This is a genomic window from Streptomyces sp. XY006, assembly GCF_002237655.1.
Lineage (GTDB): Bacteria > Actinomycetota > Actinomycetes > Streptomycetales > Streptomycetaceae > Streptomyces > Streptomyces levis.
This window is the reverse complement of sequence record NZ_NOKT01000030.1, coordinates 15235-30507: the sequence shown is the minus strand read 5'-3', so window position 1 is coordinate 30507 and position 15273 is coordinate 15235. Positions and strand designations below refer to the sequence as shown.

The 15273-nt window shown below is 72.4% G+C and carries 17 protein-coding genes; 7 read left to right on the top strand and 10 right to left on the bottom strand.

What is annotated here, in order from left to right; all coding sequences use genetic code 11:
* Positions 1 to 315 precede the first annotated feature (315 nt).
* Positions 316 to 948, top strand: coding sequence for a LysE family transporter (locus CHR28_RS29450; protein WP_094056749.1), 633 nt, complete (start codon positions 316 to 318; stop codon positions 946 to 948).
* Positions 949 to 1047: 99 nt separating this feature from the next.
* The gene (locus tag CHR28_RS29445) at positions 1048 to 1497 is read left to right on the top strand and encodes a nitroreductase family deazaflavin-dependent oxidoreductase (RefSeq protein ID WP_094056748.1); all 450 of its coding nucleotides are present in this window, start codon (positions 1048 to 1050) and stop codon (positions 1495 to 1497) included.
* Positions 1498 to 1700: 203 nt separating this feature from the next.
* Here CHR28_RS29445 and CHR28_RS29440 read toward each other — a convergent pair whose 3' ends face one another.
* On the bottom strand, positions 1701 to 2765 hold the full coding sequence (locus CHR28_RS29440; RefSeq protein ID WP_373453399.1) for a cation diffusion facilitator family transporter: 1065 nt from the start codon (positions 2763 to 2765) through the stop codon (positions 1701 to 1703).
* On the opposite strand from CHR28_RS29440, the gene CHR28_RS29435 reads away from it, so the two are divergent.
* Both CHR28_RS29435 and CHR28_RS29430 read left to right on the top strand, forming a co-directional pair.
* A complete protein-coding gene (locus CHR28_RS29435) occupies positions 2764 to 3789 on the top strand; it encodes a glutathione S-transferase family protein (protein ID WP_094056746.1) in 1026 nt (341 codons plus the stop codon). The genes CHR28_RS29440 and CHR28_RS29435 overlap by 2 nt on opposite strands.
* A gap of 38 nt (positions 3790 to 3827) precedes the next feature.
* Positions 3828 to 4124: a DUF4235 domain-containing protein gene (locus CHR28_RS29430; RefSeq protein ID WP_094056745.1), complete on the top strand. Its 297-nt coding sequence runs from the start codon at positions 3828 to 3830 to the stop codon at positions 4122 to 4124.
* A gap of 74 nt (positions 4125 to 4198) precedes the next feature.
* Here the strand turns inward: CHR28_RS29430 and CHR28_RS29425 are convergent, their stop codons facing one another.
* From CHR28_RS29425 to CHR28_RS29415, 3 genes are all read right to left on the bottom strand, one after another.
* The gene (locus tag CHR28_RS29425) at positions 4199 to 5437 is read right to left on the bottom strand and encodes an IS30 family transposase (protein WP_094056744.1); all 1239 of its coding nucleotides are present in this window, start codon (positions 5435 to 5437) and stop codon (positions 4199 to 4201) included.
* Positions 5438 to 5514: 77 nt separating this feature from the next.
* Positions 5515 to 5907 carry a VOC family protein gene (locus CHR28_RS29420; RefSeq protein ID WP_094056743.1) on the bottom strand — a complete coding sequence of 131 codons (393 nt, stop codon included), beginning with the start codon at positions 5905 to 5907 and terminating at the stop codon, positions 5515 to 5517.
* A 79-nt stretch (positions 5908 to 5986) separates the two neighbouring features.
* Positions 5987 to 6451, bottom strand: a complete 465-nt coding sequence (locus CHR28_RS29415) for a pyridoxamine 5'-phosphate oxidase family protein (protein ID WP_094056742.1) — start codon at positions 6449 to 6451, stop codon at positions 5987 to 5989.
* Between the two features lie 315 nt (positions 6452 to 6766).
* Here CHR28_RS29415 and CHR28_RS29410 point away from each other — a divergent pair, with 315 nt between their 5' ends.
* Positions 6767 to 7798, top strand: a complete 1032-nt coding sequence (locus CHR28_RS29410) for a 7-epi-alpha-eudesmol synthase (protein ID WP_094056741.1) — start codon at positions 6767 to 6769, stop codon at positions 7796 to 7798.
* Positions 7799 to 7846: 48 nt separating this feature from the next.
* On the opposite strand, the gene CHR28_RS29405 is transcribed toward CHR28_RS29410, so the two are convergent.
* From CHR28_RS29405 to CHR28_RS29380, 6 genes are all read right to left on the bottom strand, one after another.
* On the bottom strand, positions 7847 to 9097 hold the full coding sequence (locus tag CHR28_RS29405; RefSeq protein ID WP_094056740.1) for a cytochrome P450: 1251 nt from the start codon (positions 9095 to 9097) through the stop codon (positions 7847 to 7849).
* Positions 9097 to 9702: a GTP-binding protein gene (locus CHR28_RS29400; protein ID WP_094056739.1), complete on the bottom strand. Its 606-nt coding sequence runs from the start codon at positions 9700 to 9702 to the stop codon at positions 9097 to 9099. Before CHR28_RS29400 ends, CHR28_RS29405 begins: the two co-directional genes overlap by 1 nt.
* Complete coding sequence (locus CHR28_RS29395) at positions 9683 to 10054, bottom strand: DUF742 domain-containing protein (RefSeq protein ID WP_094056738.1); 372 nt, start codon at positions 10052 to 10054, stop codon at positions 9683 to 9685. The genes CHR28_RS29400 and CHR28_RS29395 overlap by 20 nt, the downstream gene beginning before the upstream one ends.
* The gene (locus CHR28_RS29390) at positions 10051 to 10461 is read right to left on the bottom strand and encodes a roadblock/LC7 domain-containing protein (RefSeq protein WP_094056737.1); all 411 of its coding nucleotides are present in this window, start codon (positions 10459 to 10461) and stop codon (positions 10051 to 10053) included. Before CHR28_RS29390 ends, CHR28_RS29395 begins: the two co-directional genes overlap by 4 nt.
* A gap of 5 nt (positions 10462 to 10466) precedes the next feature.
* Complete coding sequence (locus tag CHR28_RS29385) at positions 10467 to 12242, bottom strand: ATP-binding protein (protein WP_094056736.1); 1776 nt, start codon at positions 12240 to 12242, stop codon at positions 10467 to 10469.
* Positions 12243 to 12491: 249 nt separating this feature from the next.
* Complete coding sequence (locus tag CHR28_RS29380; protein ID WP_094056735.1) at positions 12492 to 13436, bottom strand: GlxA family transcriptional regulator; 945 nt, start codon at positions 13434 to 13436, stop codon at positions 12492 to 12494.
* A gap of 71 nt (positions 13437 to 13507) precedes the next feature.
* On the opposite strand from CHR28_RS29380, the gene CHR28_RS29375 reads away from it, so the two are divergent.
* Together CHR28_RS29375 and CHR28_RS29370 are read left to right on the top strand one after the other, a co-directional pair.
* Positions 13508 to 14458, top strand: a complete 951-nt coding sequence (locus CHR28_RS29375; protein WP_094056734.1) for an NADP-dependent oxidoreductase — start codon at positions 13508 to 13510, stop codon at positions 14456 to 14458.
* A gap of 341 nt (positions 14459 to 14799) precedes the next feature.
* On the top strand, positions 14800 to 15177 hold the full coding sequence (locus CHR28_RS29370; protein WP_094056733.1) for an anti-sigma factor antagonist: 378 nt from the start codon (positions 14800 to 14802) through the stop codon (positions 15175 to 15177).
* Positions 15178 to 15273: the final 96 nt, after the last annotated feature.

Sequence of the window (15273 nt, the reverse complement as noted above, 5' to 3'; positions counted from 1 at the left end):
TTCATTAGATGCCCAAGGCACCTATGGGGCGACGTCAACTTCGGCCATGTCGGGGGTGACGTGCAAGTTGGCCGGGGAATGCCGTCGTCCAGTTCGAACGGCGGCGGGGACCGGACGCCCCCGCGGCAGCCGCGGCAGGTCCCCGGGCCGGGCCTGGCGGCACGGCGGCGAAAACCGGTTGTGGGCGCTGCGGTCCGGGGCGCAGGATCCGGCCATGCCTTCCTTCGACGCCTTCCTGCCGCTGTCCGCCGCCGCTCCCGCCGCGCGCCGACAGCAGCGGTCCGGCCGCCCCGGAGGGCCGACACCGCCGCGGTCATGACCGCCGCGCTCGTGGCCGGGCTGCTCGCCGGGTACGGCATCGCCGTCCCCGTGGGCGCCGTCGGCACCTACCTCGTCTCCCTCAGCGCCCGTACCTCCCTGCGCACCGGCGTCTGCGCGGCGCTGGGCGTCGCCACCGCCGACGGGCTCTACGCCCTGGCCGCGACGCTCGGCGGAACCGCCCTGGCCGACGCGCTGCGGCCGGTGCTCGGGCCGCTGCGGTGGGTCTGCGTGCTGGTGCTGCTCGGGCTCGCGCTGTGGGGCGCGGCCGGCGCGCTGCGCGCGTACCGGGGCCACCGGCTCGCCACGCGCGCGGCCTCCGCTCCCCCGGGTCCGGCCCGGGCGTTCTGGGGACTGCTCGGCATCACGCTGCTCAACCCGACGACGGTGGTCTACTTCGCCGCGCTCGTGCTCGGCGCGCAGGCCTCCGGTCCGGCCGGGCCGTGGGAGCAGGGCGTGTTCGTCCTGGCCGCCTTCGCGGCCTCCGCTAGCTGGCAGGTGCTGCTGGCCGGGGGCGGCGCGCTGCTGGGCCGGGCGCTGACCGGGCACCGGGGCCGGCTGGTGACGGCACTGGTGGCGAGCGGGGTGATGACGGTGCTGGCCGTGCGGATGGCGATGGCACCGGGGTGAGGGGTCCGGCCCGGGCCCCGGCCGGATGATTCCCGGGCGTGCGGGTGTTATAGGCACCAGCCAGTCAGCCGTGGACGCGACGACGATGGGATGGATGCCATGCCTCTGGACGGCGAGTACGAACCGAGCCCGACCGGGTGGGTGCGCCGGCAGGTGGAGCTGTACGAGAGCTCCGGCGGTACGCGGGGCACGACGCTGCAGGGCACTTCCATGCCGGTAATCGTCCTGACGACCCGGGGCGCCCGGAGCGGGAAGCTGCGCAAGACACCGGTGATGCGAGTGGAGCACGAGGGGCGTTACGCCGCGGTGGCCTCCCTCGGCGGCGCGCCGAAGCACCCGGTCTGGTACTTCAACCTCAAGGCCGACCCCCGCGCCGAACTCCAGGACGGCCCCGTCAAGCAGGATGTGACGGCCCGTGAGGTCACGGGCGAGGAGAAGGCCCGGTGGTGGGAGCGGGCCGTGGCGGCGTACCCGGCGTACGCCGAGTACCAGGAGAAGACCGACCGGGAGATCCCGGTGTTCGTCCTGGAGCCGGTGGAGAAGGACTGAGGCCGGCCGCGGCCACGGGGTGCGGCCCGGCCGCGCTCCCCGTGCGGGCGGCCTGAACGAACGGCGACGCGAGGGCCCGGCCCCGGCCGCCGGAGCCCTCGGCGCCCAGCGCCTTCGCCCTCGCATCGGCTGCCCTCGCGAACCGCTCGGGAAAAAAGTTTCCGCCCGGGTGCATGAACCGGCTTCGGCCGGGCACGCGTGGGTCAGGCCCCGCCGCGCTCCCCCGTCGCGGCGGGGCTTTCCGCTGCCTCGCGCGCCAGACGGCGGTCCGTGACGTCGAGGAAGATCTGGTCGGCCTCGGGCACCGTGCTCGCGATGGAGCGCTTGATCCGGACGGCGACCTCCTCCACCCGCTCGCTGTCCAGCCCCGGCACCAGGTCGACACGGGCCGCCACCAGGGTCGAGTCGAGGCCCGTCTTCATGGTGAACAGCTCCTCCACGCTGTCGATCTCGGGCTGCGCCCGCAGCAGTGCCCGGATCCGGCCGCTGGCCTCCGGGTCGGCCGCCTCGCCGATGAGCTGGTCACGGGCCTCCCGACCCAGCCGGTAGGCGACGTAGACCAGCAGCGCGCCGATCGCGAGCGAGGCCCCCGCTTCCCACACCACCTGCCCGGTGGCCATGTGCAGCGCCATGCCGCCGATCGCCAGCGTGACGCCGAGCACCGCGGTGCCGTCCTCCGCGACGACCGTCCGCAGGGCCGGATCGCGCATCCCCTCCCGCGCCCCACCCTGCCGGCGCACCTGGTACAGCGCGCGCAGCAGGGAGGCGCCCTCGGCGAGGAGGGCGACGCCGAGCACGATCAGGCCGGCGACATAGCCGCCGAGGTCCTCCTCCGAGTCGGTCGTCAGGGCCTCGACGCCCTGGAAGAACGAGAAGCAGCCGCCCATCACGAAGATGCCGACCGCCGCGAGGAGCGACCAGAAGAACCGCTCCTTGCCGTAGCCGAAGGGGTGCCGCCGGTCGGCGGGGCGGCGGCTGCGGCGCAGGGCCGCGAGCAGGAACACCTCGTTCAGGCTGTCGGCCACCGAATGGGCCGCCTCCGACAGCAGGGCGGGTGATCCCGCGGCGAGGCCGCCGACGGCCTTCGCGGCCGCGATCACCAGGTTGGCCGCGAGCGCCACCAGGACGGTGACGCGTGTCCTCCGATCAGATGCTTGTTCAGTCACCTCCGCCGATTGCCCCGCTCGGAGGTGCTCACACCGTGCCGTCCGCGGAAAACGGGGAACGCGTTCACCAGGGAACACGTACGGCAAGGAGGTCACCCCCATGAGCCGCGACGACGGCGACGACGACAACAGCGCCTACGGAAGGAGGACGTTCAAGCGCTCCAAGGCGCACTTCGCGGACCGGGTCACGGCGGACGGCCGGGACGGCTGGCCGGTGGAGGCCGGCCGGTACCGCCTGGTCGTCAGCCGGGCCTGCCCATGGGCGAGCCGGTCGCTGGTCTCCCGCCGGCTGCTCGGCCTGGAGGACGCGCTGTCGCTGGCCGTCGCCGATCCGATCCAGGACGACCGCAGCTGGCGCTTCACGCTGGACGAGGACGGGCGCGACCCGGTCCTCGGCATCCGCTATCTGAGTGAGGCCTACGACCGCCGGGAGACGGACCATCCGGGCGGCGTGAGCGTACCGGCGCTCGTGGACGTCCCCAGCGGACGGCTCGTCACCAACGACTACCAGCAGCTCACGCTCGACCTCGCGACCGAGTGGACGGCCCTGCACCGGGACGGGGCCCCGGACCTGTACCCGCACGGGCTGCGCGACGAGATCGACGAGGTGATGGCGGACGTCTACGAGGACGTCAACAACGGCGTGTACCGGGCCGGCTTCGCCACCGGGCAGGAGGAGTACGAGGCCGCCTGCGCGGGCGTGTTCCGTCGCCTGGAGCTGCTCGCGGCCCGGCTGGAGCGGCAGCGGTACCTCGTCGGGGACACGATCACCGAGGCGGACATCAGGCTGTTCACCACACTGGTCCGTTTCGACGCGGTCTATCACGGCCACTTCAAGTGCAACCGCTGGAAGCTGACGGAGAACCAGGTGCTGTGGGGGTACGCGCGTGACCTCTACCAGACGCCGGGGTTCGGCGACACCGTCGACTTCGACCACATCAAGCGGCACTACTACCAGGTGCACACGGGCATCAACCCGACCCGTGTCGTGCCGCTGGGGCCGGATCTGTCCGGCTGGCTGACCCCGCACCACCGCGAGGAGCTGGGCGGCCGGCCGTTCGGCGACGGCACCCCGCCCGGGCCGGTCCGCGCCGAGGAGCGGATCCCGGCCGCGCACACCCCCTGACCACATCCGAACGACCCGTAGTCAGCAAGGAGATTCCCGTGGCAAAGAAGAAGAAGATGTCCCTCGCCTACCAGCCGGTCGGCTTCGTGCTCGGCTGGTCCGGCGGCTGGCTGGCCGGGCTCGCCTTCCGCAAGACGTGGAAGGCGATCCGGAACGAGGACGACGCGCCCGACGCGCTGGACAAGGACCGCGGCTGGGGCGAGGTGCTGCTGGCCGCCGCGATCCAGGGCGCCATCTTCGCCGTGGTGCGCAGTGCCGTGGACCGTGCGGGCGCCAAGGCGATCGAGCGCTCGACCGGCACGTGGCCGGTCGGCGAGAAGGGCGGCCGGGACTGACCCGGCCGGCAGCGACACCGAACGGCCCCGCCCGGCTCCGGGCGCATTCCAGGGGTCGTTGCAACACAAGTTGATCAACTGGCTGTCGCCAGGAGCTTAGCGAGACGCTCGGCTGGGGTTTCCCAGCCGAGCGTTTTGCGTGGTCGGCTGTTCAGCTCGGCCGCGACGGCGTCCAGGTCCTCGCGGGTGTGGCGGTCCAGGTCGGTGCCCTTGGGGAAGTACTGCCGCAGCAGGCCGTTGGTGTTCTCGTTCGAGCCGCGCTGCCAGGGGCTGCCGGGGTCGCAGAAGAAAACCGGCATGTCGGTGGCGGTGCTGAAGTCCTTGTGCAGGTGCATCTCGGAGCCCTGGTCCCAGGTGAGGGAGCGTCTGAGCTGGGCGGGCAGGGTCGAGACGGTCTGGATCAGTGCGTCCCGCATCTGTGAGGGGCGGCGGCCGTCGGGCAGGTGGACCAGGGTGACGAAGCGGCTGGAGCGCTCGACGAGCGTGCCGATTGCGGATTTGTGGGCCTTGCCGATGATGAGGTCTCCCTCCCAGTGTCCGGGGATGGCCCGGTCGGCGGCCTCGGCGGGCCGGTCGCTGATCATCACCATGTCCTTGGCCATGCGGGGCTGGCGCCGGTAGGACTGGCGGTGCGGCCTGCGCATCGTGCGGCCGGTGCGCAGTGCTTTGGCCAGCTCCCGGCGCAGTTCGCCGCGGCCTTGGACGTAGAGGGCCTGGTAGACGGTCTCGTGGGTCACGTGTATCTCCGGCCGGTCGGGGAAGCGCGCCCGCAGAGCCTGGCAGATCTGCTCGGGGCTCCAGCGTCGTTCGAGGTGGTGCTGGATGAAGTCCCGCAGTTCCGGGTTCTGGCCGATCTTGCCCGGCTTCGGCCGAGGCCGGCGGGCGTCGGCGCGGGACTGGGCGGCGTGCGGGCGGTAGGCCCAGCGGGAGGCGTCCCCGCGCAGTGGCATGCCGTTGCGGCGTATCTCCCGGCTGATGGTGGAAGGGCTCCGGCCCAGCTCGGTGGCTATCTGCCGGATCGACGCCTTCTCCCGCAGCCGGTCGGCGATGTGGATGCGGTCGGCCTCGCGCAGATACCGCGACGGGCCAGCCGAGGAGAGCGGCCGGCGGATCGGCGGCGCACTGCGGGTACTCCCCGTGGCCTGGCGTCCGTTGCGCCACCGCTTCCCCGTGCGCCGGTTGATGCCGACGATCCGGCAAGCCTCCATGCTGCTGACGCCCTGGTCCATGAGCCGGAAGTATTCCTCCCGCTCACGGACCAGGGTCTTTCGGCCTGGCGCCTGCCGCCGGTCCTCCCGGATCTTGAAGTCCATCGCATCCCCTGAGCTGGGGTGTTGCGACGACCACTAGAACGGAAGCCGTGCCGGGCGGGGCCGTCGCATGTCCCGGGTCAGCCCTGCTTCGGTGCCGTCGGGGCGGTGCGGCGCAGGGTGAAGGAGTGGCCGGCCGGGTCGGCGTAGCCGCGCTCCTCCAGGGGGCCCGAGGCGTCCTTGGCCTCCAGGGGGCGGCCGCCGAGGCTGACGATGCGGCGTTCCACGGCGTCGAGGTCGTCCACCACGAACTCCAGGTGGGCCTGGAGGGAGTTCTCCGGGCGCGGCCAGCTGGGCGGGGTGGCGTTGACGTCCCGGCGCAGTGCGAGCCGGAAGCCGTCGGCGGTCGTGATCTCCACCCGGTTGGCGGTCGCGTCCGACTCCTCTCCCTCCAGCAGTTCCTTGTAGAACACGGCGAGTTTCTCGGGCTCGGCGCAGTCGAGCACGAGAACCCCCGCTTTCACCAGTGCCATGTCTCCTCCGCAGGATCCCGGCCGCGGGGCGCTCGTGCCCCGCGGCCCCGTACCTTGCGGATATCCCGGACCGGCCGATTCAGTCGGTGTTCAACCACCGTCCGTCGCGCATGAGTTCGCGGCCCTGAAGCTCGTCGGCCTCCCGCCAGGCCTGCACCCGCCGCGGCACCACGCGGAAGTACAGGTACGGCGTGGCGAGGCGGCGCGGGTCGAAGCCGGTCTTGGCGGCGAAGAGCTCGGCGTCCTCCTCGGTGAGGTCGGCGGGCTGCACCGTCTCCACGGCGCCTTCGACCATGACGACGTCCCGGGTCGGGCCGATGCCCACCCGGGCCCGGCCCGTCGCCGCCAGGTTCCGTCCGGTGACGCTCGACGCGGGTGTGGCGAACAGCAGGTACGAGCCGTTCCACAGGAAGGACAGCGGGACGAGGTGCGGTGCGCCGGACGCGCTGCCGGCCGTGGCGACCCAGGCGTCCACGTCGTGCTCCAGCCGGTGCAGGGTGTCCTTCATGCGCTGATCGGCACTGCGTGCGGGTGCGGACGTCATCGTCGGTGCGCCTCCTGAGCGGTCGTCGTACGGACGCGTCCAGTGTGACGCCGTACCGCTCCGGAGGGCGGGCGGCCGGGCGGGCGAGCCGGTGCTGGTGAGGGACGAGGGAGTGTACGCAGCTCAAGCGCTTTCCGCAGTAACCAAGATCACGGCGGGACGGCGGAGCGGCCGGTTCCTCTCACGGGCATCCTGGTACTGCTTCTCGGTTCAACTTACGGACTGCGAAGCCCAGTTGGAGTGTGCGGGCGGTGCGGGCCGCCGTCCGCTCGCAGGGGTGGGGGGCTCTGCGGTCCGTTCCCCGAAAGGAAGCGCATGCCTCAGGACGTCCGGTTCGACCTCCCCTTCGACACCCCCGTGAGCGAGCATCTGGAGTACGCCCGGGCCCGCCATCTGCGCTGGGTGTGGGAGATGCGCCTGGTCCGCAGCCGGGAGGGGTTCGAGGAGTACAGGTCCTGGGACCTGCCCCAGGCCGCCGCCCGTACGTATCCGTACGCGTCGGCGGACGACATGGTCGTGCTGATGAACTGGTTCTCACTGGCGTTCCTCTTCGACGACCAGTTCGACGTCAGCCGGCCGGACCGGGCCGACCTCATAGCGGAGGTCGCGCGGGAGCTCATCGTCACCCCGCTGCGGCCGGCCGGCAGTCCGCCCCGGGTGGTGTGTCCCATCACTCTGGCCTGGGCGGAGGTCTGGAAGCATCTCTCGCATGGCATGTCCCTGGCATGGCAGACCCGGTTCGCCGCCTCTTGGGGCCGCTTCCTGGTCGCGCACTGCGAGGAGGTCGATCTGGCCGCCCGGGGGCTGGAGGGCACTCTGGGGCTCGACGAGTACACCGCGTTCCGGCGCCGTACGGTCGGTATCCACCACAGCATCGACGCGGGCGAGCGCAGCCGCGGCTTCGAGGTGCCGGCGCAGGCGATGGCGCATCCCGTGATGGAGCGGATGCGCGATCTGGCCGCGGACACCATCGGGTTCATGAACGACATCCACTCGTTCGAGCGGGAGGAGCGCCGCGGCGACGGTCACAACCTCATCGCCGTGCTCCGCCGGGAGCGGGGCTGCTCCTGGCAGGAGGCGACCGACGAGGCCTGCCGGATGACGACCGCCTGCCTCGACGAGTACCTCGAACTCCAGGCGCGTGTCCCGGGGATGTGCGACGAGCTGCGGCTCGACGAGGCGGAGCGCGACCGGGTGCGCAAGGGCGTGGAGGCCATCCAGCACTGGATCAGCGGCAACTACGAGTGGGCGCTGACCACCGGCCGCTACGCGGCGGCGAAGGAGGGCGCGGTGGCCACGGCCGAACTGGCCGGGCGGGGCTCGGTGGACGACCTGCTGACGGTGTGACCCGGTGGTGCCCGGCCGCGGGAACGGCCGGGCACCACCGCCGCGCGGTCAGACGGGGAACTCGACCGGCAGGCTGTCCAGCCGGGACTCCCACGTGGAGGCGGTCGAGCCGAGCTCCTCCGGGGGCACCGCGAGGGCCAGTCCCGGCAGCCGGTGCAGCAGGACGTCCACGGCGATCTCGATGACGGACTGGCCGATGCTCTGCCCGGGGCACTCGTGCGGACCCGAACTGAACGCCAGGTGGGCCTGGTTGCCCTGCACGGACACGCCCGTGTCGGGCCGGATCTCCGGGTCGGCGTTGCCCGCGGCGAGGCCCAGCACCAGCAGGTCGCCCTCCTGGATCCGATGGCCGCCCAGTTCCAGGTCGCCGGCGGCGAACCGGCCCGGCAGCACGGCCAGCGGCGGGCAGTTCCACATGACCTCCTCCATGACGGCGGAGATGGTCAGCTGCCCGCCGATCAGCCCGGTCAGCCGGGTGGTGTCGGTGAGGATCAGCTGCAGGACCCGGGCCAGCAGGTTGCTGGTCGTGGTGTGCGCGGCGATCAGGACGAGGCGCAGATGGCTGACCACCTCGCCCTCGTCCAGGCCCGCCGGGTGCTCCAGCAGGGCGGTGGTGAAGTCGCCGCCCGGTTCGGTGCGTTTGCGTTCGGCGAGCCGGCCGAGGATCTCCTTGATGCGTGCGTCGTGGACGAGCGCGTCCTCGCCGCCCTTGAGGACCCGGGCGCAGGACTCGGCCAGGTCGCGCCCCTCCGCCTCGGGGAGCCCGAGGATCCGGGTGAGCACGAGCATCGGCAGGTACTCGGCGTAGTCCTGGACGAGGTCGGCGCGTCCGGCGCCGGCGAACGCGTCGATCTGCTTGTTCGCGAAGTGGGTCGCGTGGCGCCGCACGCCCCGGGCGGCGGCCGCCTGGAGCCCGTCGGTGACCGCGGCACGCAGCCTGCGGTGCGGTTCGCCGTCCTGGGAGACGCAGTCCGGCCGCCAGCCCAGCATCGGGATCAGCGGGGACGTCTCCTCGATCCGGCCCTCCGCCCAGTCCCGCCAGATCCGGGCGTCCCGGCTGAACTGGCGGGGGTTGTCGAGCACCCGCCGGTTGTCCCGGTAGCCGAGGACCAGCCAGGCGGGCACGTCCCCTTCGAGCAGGACGGGCGCGACCGAGCCGTGTTCCTCGCGCAGCCGCTCGTAGATGCTCCCCGGGTCGGTCGCGGCCTCCGGGCCGTACAGGCGGGCCGGCTCGGACCCGTGGTGGGCGACGGGGCAGCCGCTCGGGGGCTGGAGGGGTCTGTCGGGCGAAGCGTTCATCAGGCCTCCAGGGCCGCGGCCGAGCGTTCCTTCAGGTGGTGGATCAGGGCGACGAGGACGTCCCTGCTGGAAGCCCGGTCCCGGGCGTCGAAGGCCACGACCGGGGTGTGCTCGGGGATGTCCAGGGCGTCCCGGATCTCCTCGACCGGGTGGTCGCGGGAGTCCGGGAAGACGTTCAGGGCGACGACGAAGGGCACCTCCTGGCGCTCCATCTCCTCGATCGCCCGGAAACTGGACGCCAGCCGGCGGGTGTCCACCAGCACGATCGCGCCGAGCGCCCCCTTGAACAGCCCGTTCCACAGGAACCAGAACCGCTCCTGGCCGGGCGTGCCGAACAGGTACAGCACCAGGCTGTCGTTGAGGGCGATCTTGCCGAAGTCCAGGCTGACGGTGGTCTGCGTCTTGTCGGCGACCCCGATGACCCGGTCGACGCCGGCGCTGGCCTCGGTGAGGGTCTCCTCGGTGGTGAGCGGCCTGATGTCGCTCACCGACCGGACCATCGTGGTCTTGCCGGTGCCGAAGCCGCCGGCGATCATCACCTTCACCGAACGGGTGTCCCCGGCCGCCGCCCGCTCTCCGGGGCGGTCAAAGCCTTTCAAGTCCACTGAGTACCTCCTCGAGGAGCGCCAGGTCGGGCCCGCGGCCGGCGCCGTGCGCCGGGATGGGGTTACGGGCTTCGACGCGACCTGCCTCCAGCAGGTCGGACAGCAGCACCGCGAGAATGTTGAAGGGCAGCCCGAGGTGGGCGCCGAGTTCGGCGACCGACAGCGGGTCGCGGCAGCGCCGGAGGATCTCCTCGTGCTCGTGCTGCATGCCCGGTAAGGGGGCGGCGCGGGCGACCACCAGGGTCGCCACGTCGAGGCCCGCCGCCGAACCGCCCGGCCCGCTGCGCCCGCCGGTGAGGACGTAGTAGCGCTCGAGACCGGACGGGTCGGACGGCCTGCGGGGAGCACTCATCCAGAGTGCTCCTCCAGGCGCACCGTGGTGCCGAGGAGCTCACCCATCCTGCGGGCCAGGTCCCTCATCTGGTGCCCGAGCAGCCCCTGGTCGAGGCCCTCCCTCGCCAGGACGCCGAGGTACGTCTCGACACCGGCGCGCACGACGAAGAGGTGCCCGCCGTCGACCTCGATCATCGCCAGGCGCAACTGCCCGGCGTACTTCGGGAACTGCTCGGCGACCGGCTGGGCCAGGGCCTGCAGGCCGGCCACCACGGCCGCGAAGCGGTCGACGTCGTCGGGGTCGTCGGCGCCGTAGGAGGTGATGGCCTTGCCGTCGCTGGAGGCCACGAGGGCGAAACGGATCTCCTTGATGCTCTCGACGAGATCGCGGAGCGCCCAGCTCACGTCTGTTCCTTGTTGCGTCATGAGGACTAGTCGCTCTCTTCGGTGCGGTGCTCGGTGGACTCGCGTCCGGCGGGGGTGTCACGGCCGTCGCCTGCCTGCGAGGCCGCCGCCGCGTCACGGCCGGCGGTGGCGAAGGCGGCGAGACCGGAGAAGGAGGCGTCCGGCGGCACGGCGGCGACGGTGCCCCGGCCGGTGCGCTCGGGCGGCCCGGGCGCGTCCGTCTCCTGGCGCCTGCGGCGCCGGGGCAGTCCGCCGGGGGTGGTGTCCGCGGCTCCCGCGCGGGCGGCCGGCTCGGAGGCCGGCGAGGCGGGGGCGCCCTCCCGCGCCGGGGCGGAGGCGTCGGCCGTGGCCTGGACAGCGGCGGTGGCGGTGGCGGTGGCCGGGGCGATCGTGGCCGCGGGCAGCGGGCTGAAGTACTTGTGCGGGACGACGACCACCACGGAGGTGCCGAGCCAGGGCGAGTCCGCGAAGGTGACGCGGATGCCGTAGCGGCGGGCGAGGGCGCCGACCACGCGCAGGCCGATGCTGGCGTCCTCGGTGATGCCGCCGAGGCCCGCGCCGGGCGCGGTGCCCGCCAGGGCGTGCTCGGCCTCCCGCTTCTTCTCCTCGCTCAGGCCCTTGCCGGAGTCCTGGATCTCGATGCCGACGCCGTTGGGGACCTCCCTGCCGGAGATGAGCACCGGCTCGGTGGGCGGCGAGTAGCGGGCCGCGTTGTCCAGGAGGTGGGCGAAGATCAGCGTGAGGTGGTCCACGAGGCCGCCGTCGACGCCGAGTTCGGGCAGGTGGCGCACCTGGACGCGGTGGAAGTCCTTGATCCGGCCGATGCCGCCGCGCACCACGCTGAGCAGGCGCTGCGGTTCCTGCCACTGCCGGCCGGGCCGGTCGCTGCCGCCGAGCACACCGATGCTGGCGGCGAGCGAGTCGGCGGGGCCGAGTTCCTGATCGAGTTCCATCAGCCCGCGGGCGACGGCGGGCAGTCTGCCGTGCTCGCCCTGCATCTCGTGCAGCCGGCCGCGCAGCTTGCTGGTCAGGACGTGGATGCGGTTGCCGATGCTGATGACCGCCTGCTCGGCGGTGGTGGACCGGTCGAACTCGGCCTCCAGGCCGATCAGGGCGGTGCGCAGCAGCTTGCGCAGCTCGGCCTGGAGTTCGGCGCCGACCTTGGCACACTGGCTGACCGTCGGCAGCACGTCGTCGATGGCCTCGCCGGAGCGCAGCTTCTCCATCGCGTCGGGCAGTTGCTCGTCGGCGAGCCGGGCGACCGCCGCGAGCTGGTGGGAGAGCTGCTCCTGCCAGACCTCGGCCTGGTCGGCGAGCTGGGCCTCGTAGGAGGCGGCCTGCTCGGTCAGCCGTTCCTCATAGGCCCGGGACTGCTCGGCGAGCTGCGTCTCGTAGGTGGCGCTCCGCTCGGCGAGCTGCTTCTCGTACGTGGTGCTCTGCTCGGCCAGGCGCCGCTCGTAGGCGGTGTGCTGCTCGGTGAGCCGGGACTCCAGGCCGGCGCGTTCGGCGGCGGACTTCCGCTCCAGGCCCGCGACGTGCTGCTGCCACTGCAGGGTGTGCTCGGTCTGCGCGGTGCGGAAGGAGCTCTCGGCCCGGTGCAGTTGCTCCCGGGTGCGCAGCAGCATGCGAACGCACATCGTGCCGGCAGCCGTCGCCGCGACTCCGGCGGCGGCCACGGTTATTCGCTCCGAACTCATGAACGTGGCGGCAACCGTCCCGCCTCCCAGGCCCAGCGGCATCAGCCACCAGCTGTACCAGGCGACAGGGGCCCGCACCGCCGGTGGCGGAGTGGCGAGTTCCATCTGCATCCTTCGAGCAACACGATCGAACGGGGGGGTGTGTGTGGACCGCACTCATGAGTACGCACCGCGAGTCGACCGGACGCGATCGCGAACTCGCAGCGCCGATCGGAACCTTATCGGTTCCGAACCCGAAAGGATCAACCTCGACCCCCGGCGGAGGTGAGGGTTCCGTCACGCTTCGAAAGAAGGCAACAGGTCGACAAATGCCCTGTGTGTACAGGCGAGTTGAGGCGGGCCCCCCGGCCCGGCTCAGCGGGCGGTCTGGAACGTGCGGCGGTAGGCCTGCGGCGAGACCCCGATCGCCGCGTGCAGGTGCTGACGCAGGGAGGCGCCGGTCGCGAAGCCGACCATGCCCGCGATCTGATCTACCGTCAGGTCGCTGGACTCCAGCAGGTGCCGGGCCCGCGCGACGCGCTGCTGGATGAGCCAGCGGCCGGGGCTGAGCCCCACCTCGTCGTGGAAGCGGCGGGCGAAGGTGCGCTGGCTCATCCGGGCGTGCGCGGAGAGATCGGCCAGGGTGAGCGGTTCGCCCAGGTGCTCCAGGGCCCAGGCGCGGGTGCCGGCGGTGCTCGCGGCGCCCTGCTCGGGCACGGGCTGCTCGATGTACTGGGCCTGGCCGCCGTCGCGGAACGGCGGGACGACGCAGCGGCGGGCGACGCTGTTGGCCAGCCTGCTGCCGTGGTCCTTGCGGACGAGGTGGAGGCAGACGTCCACGCCGGAGGCGGCTCCGGCAGAGGTGAGGAACGGGTGGTCGTCGACGAAGAGCACGTCCGGGTCGAGGTCGACGCGCGGGAACATGCGCCGGAAGTGGTCGGCGACCTGCCAGTGGGTGGTCGCGCGGCGCCCGTCGAGGAGTCCGGCGGCGGCGAGGACGAAGGCGCCGGTGCAGATGGAGACGATCCGGGTGCCGGGCCGGATGAGGGCGAGCGCCGCCAGGACCGTGCCGGGCACCGCGTCACTCAGACGGCCGGGTGCGACCGGGGCGATCACGACCGTGCCGGCCGTGGCCAGGACCTCGGGGCCGTGCTCCACGGTGATGCCGAAGTCGGCGTTGGTGCGCACGGGGCGGCCGTCGACCGAACAGGTCAGCACCTCGTACCGGCCGTCGGCCGCGCCGAGGATCCGGCTGGGGATGCCCAGCTCGAAGGGATAGACCCCGTCCAGGGCCAGGACCACCACTCGCTCACGCTGCATGGCACGATCCTATCGAATGTTGGCAATCTTGCCATTGGCGGACGGTGTGCGAACCGGCACGCTGGATCACCATGAGCACAGAGAACACGATGCGAGCCATCAGCCAGGACATCCTCGGCGGTCCCGAGGTCCTGAAGACAGTGGAGATCGAGCGGCCGGTGCCGCGGCCGAACGAGGTGCTGGTCCGGGTGCGGGCCGCCGGGGTCAATCCGACCGACTGGAAGCACCGCGCGACCGGAGGGTTCCTGGGCGAGCCGCCCTTCGTCCTCGGCTGGGACGTCTCCGGAGTGGTGGAGGCGGTCGGCATCGGCGTCGCGGCGTTCGTGCCGGGCGACGAGGTCTTCGGGATGCTGCCCTACCCGTTCGGGCACGGCTCGCACGCGGAGTACGTCATCGCGCCGGTGCGCGCCCTCGCCCGCAAGCCCGCCGGGATCGACCACGTCCAGGCGGGCGCGCTCCCGCTGGTCTCGCTGACCGCGTGGCAGGCGCTGACCGAGCACGCGGACGTACAGCCCGGGCAGCGAGTGCTGATCCACGCCGCCGCCGGCGGGGTCGGGCACGTGGCGGTGCAGATCGCCAAGGAGCGCGGCGCGTACGTGATCGGCACGGCGAGCGCGGGCAAGCACGACTTCCTGCGCGAGCTCGGCGCGGACGAGACGGTGGACTACCGGGAGACGGACTTCACGGAGGCCGTGAAGGACGTCGACGTCGTGCTGGACACGATCGGCGGCGACACGTCCCTGCGCTCGCTGCGCGTGCTGCGCCCGGGCGGCATCGTCGTCTCGATCCTGCCGGTCGGCTCGGCCGAGTTCCACGAGGAGGCGGAGCGGCTCGGCGTCCGGGCGCTGCGCATGCTGGTGGACGCGGACCGCGCGGGCATGGAGGCGATCGGGCGGCTCGCCGAGGCGGGCACGCTCCGCGCCACGATCGCGGGCACGTTCCCCCTGGCGTCGGCGGCCGAGGCCCACGCCCAGGGCGACACGGGCCGCACGACGGGGAAGCTGGTGCTGGTGAACGACTGAGCGGGGTGACGGGACGGCTGCGGCGCGGGTACGGCGGAGGTCACCCGCGACGCAGCCGGTTCTCCTTCACGAGCGGGACCAGGGCCGGGATCACGGTCCTGGTCCCGCTGTCGTCGGGGGACACGCCGACACCCCGCGCCACACGCGCCTCACGGTGCGCCCGCGCTCACGACCGCGTACGCCCCCGCGCGAACCTCGGCCAACTCGGCTGTAATTCAAAGACATATGTCAATCGAACATGCTCAGATTCACTCGATGGAGGGTAACTTGCAGGGCGGGGAACGGTTGTGAGGACCGGCGCCCCCTCCCCACGCACGGAGCAGGCTGGAGGCGATCTCGTCGTGCGGCAGGAACCTGCACCGCTCACCCGGCATCTGCGCGTCCGCCAGGAACGGGGGCACACGGTGCTGGAGTTCCGCGGCGAGATCGATCTCGCCGCGGCCGCGGAGATCGCCCCGCACCTGGACCGGGAGACCGGCCGGCCCGCCGCCCGGGTGGTGCTCGACCTCAGCCCGATCGAGTTCTTCGACTGCTCGGGCCTGCGGCTGCTGTACCGGGCCCGCGGCCGGGTGCTCGACCGGCACGGCTCCGTGCTGCTCGTCTGCTCGCATCCGCTGACCCTGCGCGTCCTGCGGATCACCGGTCTGTCCCGGCTGCTGCCGCCGCACCCGACGCTGGACGCGGCGCTGGAGCAGCCTCAGGTGACGCCCCGCCCGTGACGGGTGTGCGCCCGGCGTGCCTCCACCGGAGTCGTCGAATCCTCAACTCGCCGGTCTGGCAGGGAATGTGGTGGGCATGCGGTGAGTAGGAAGGAG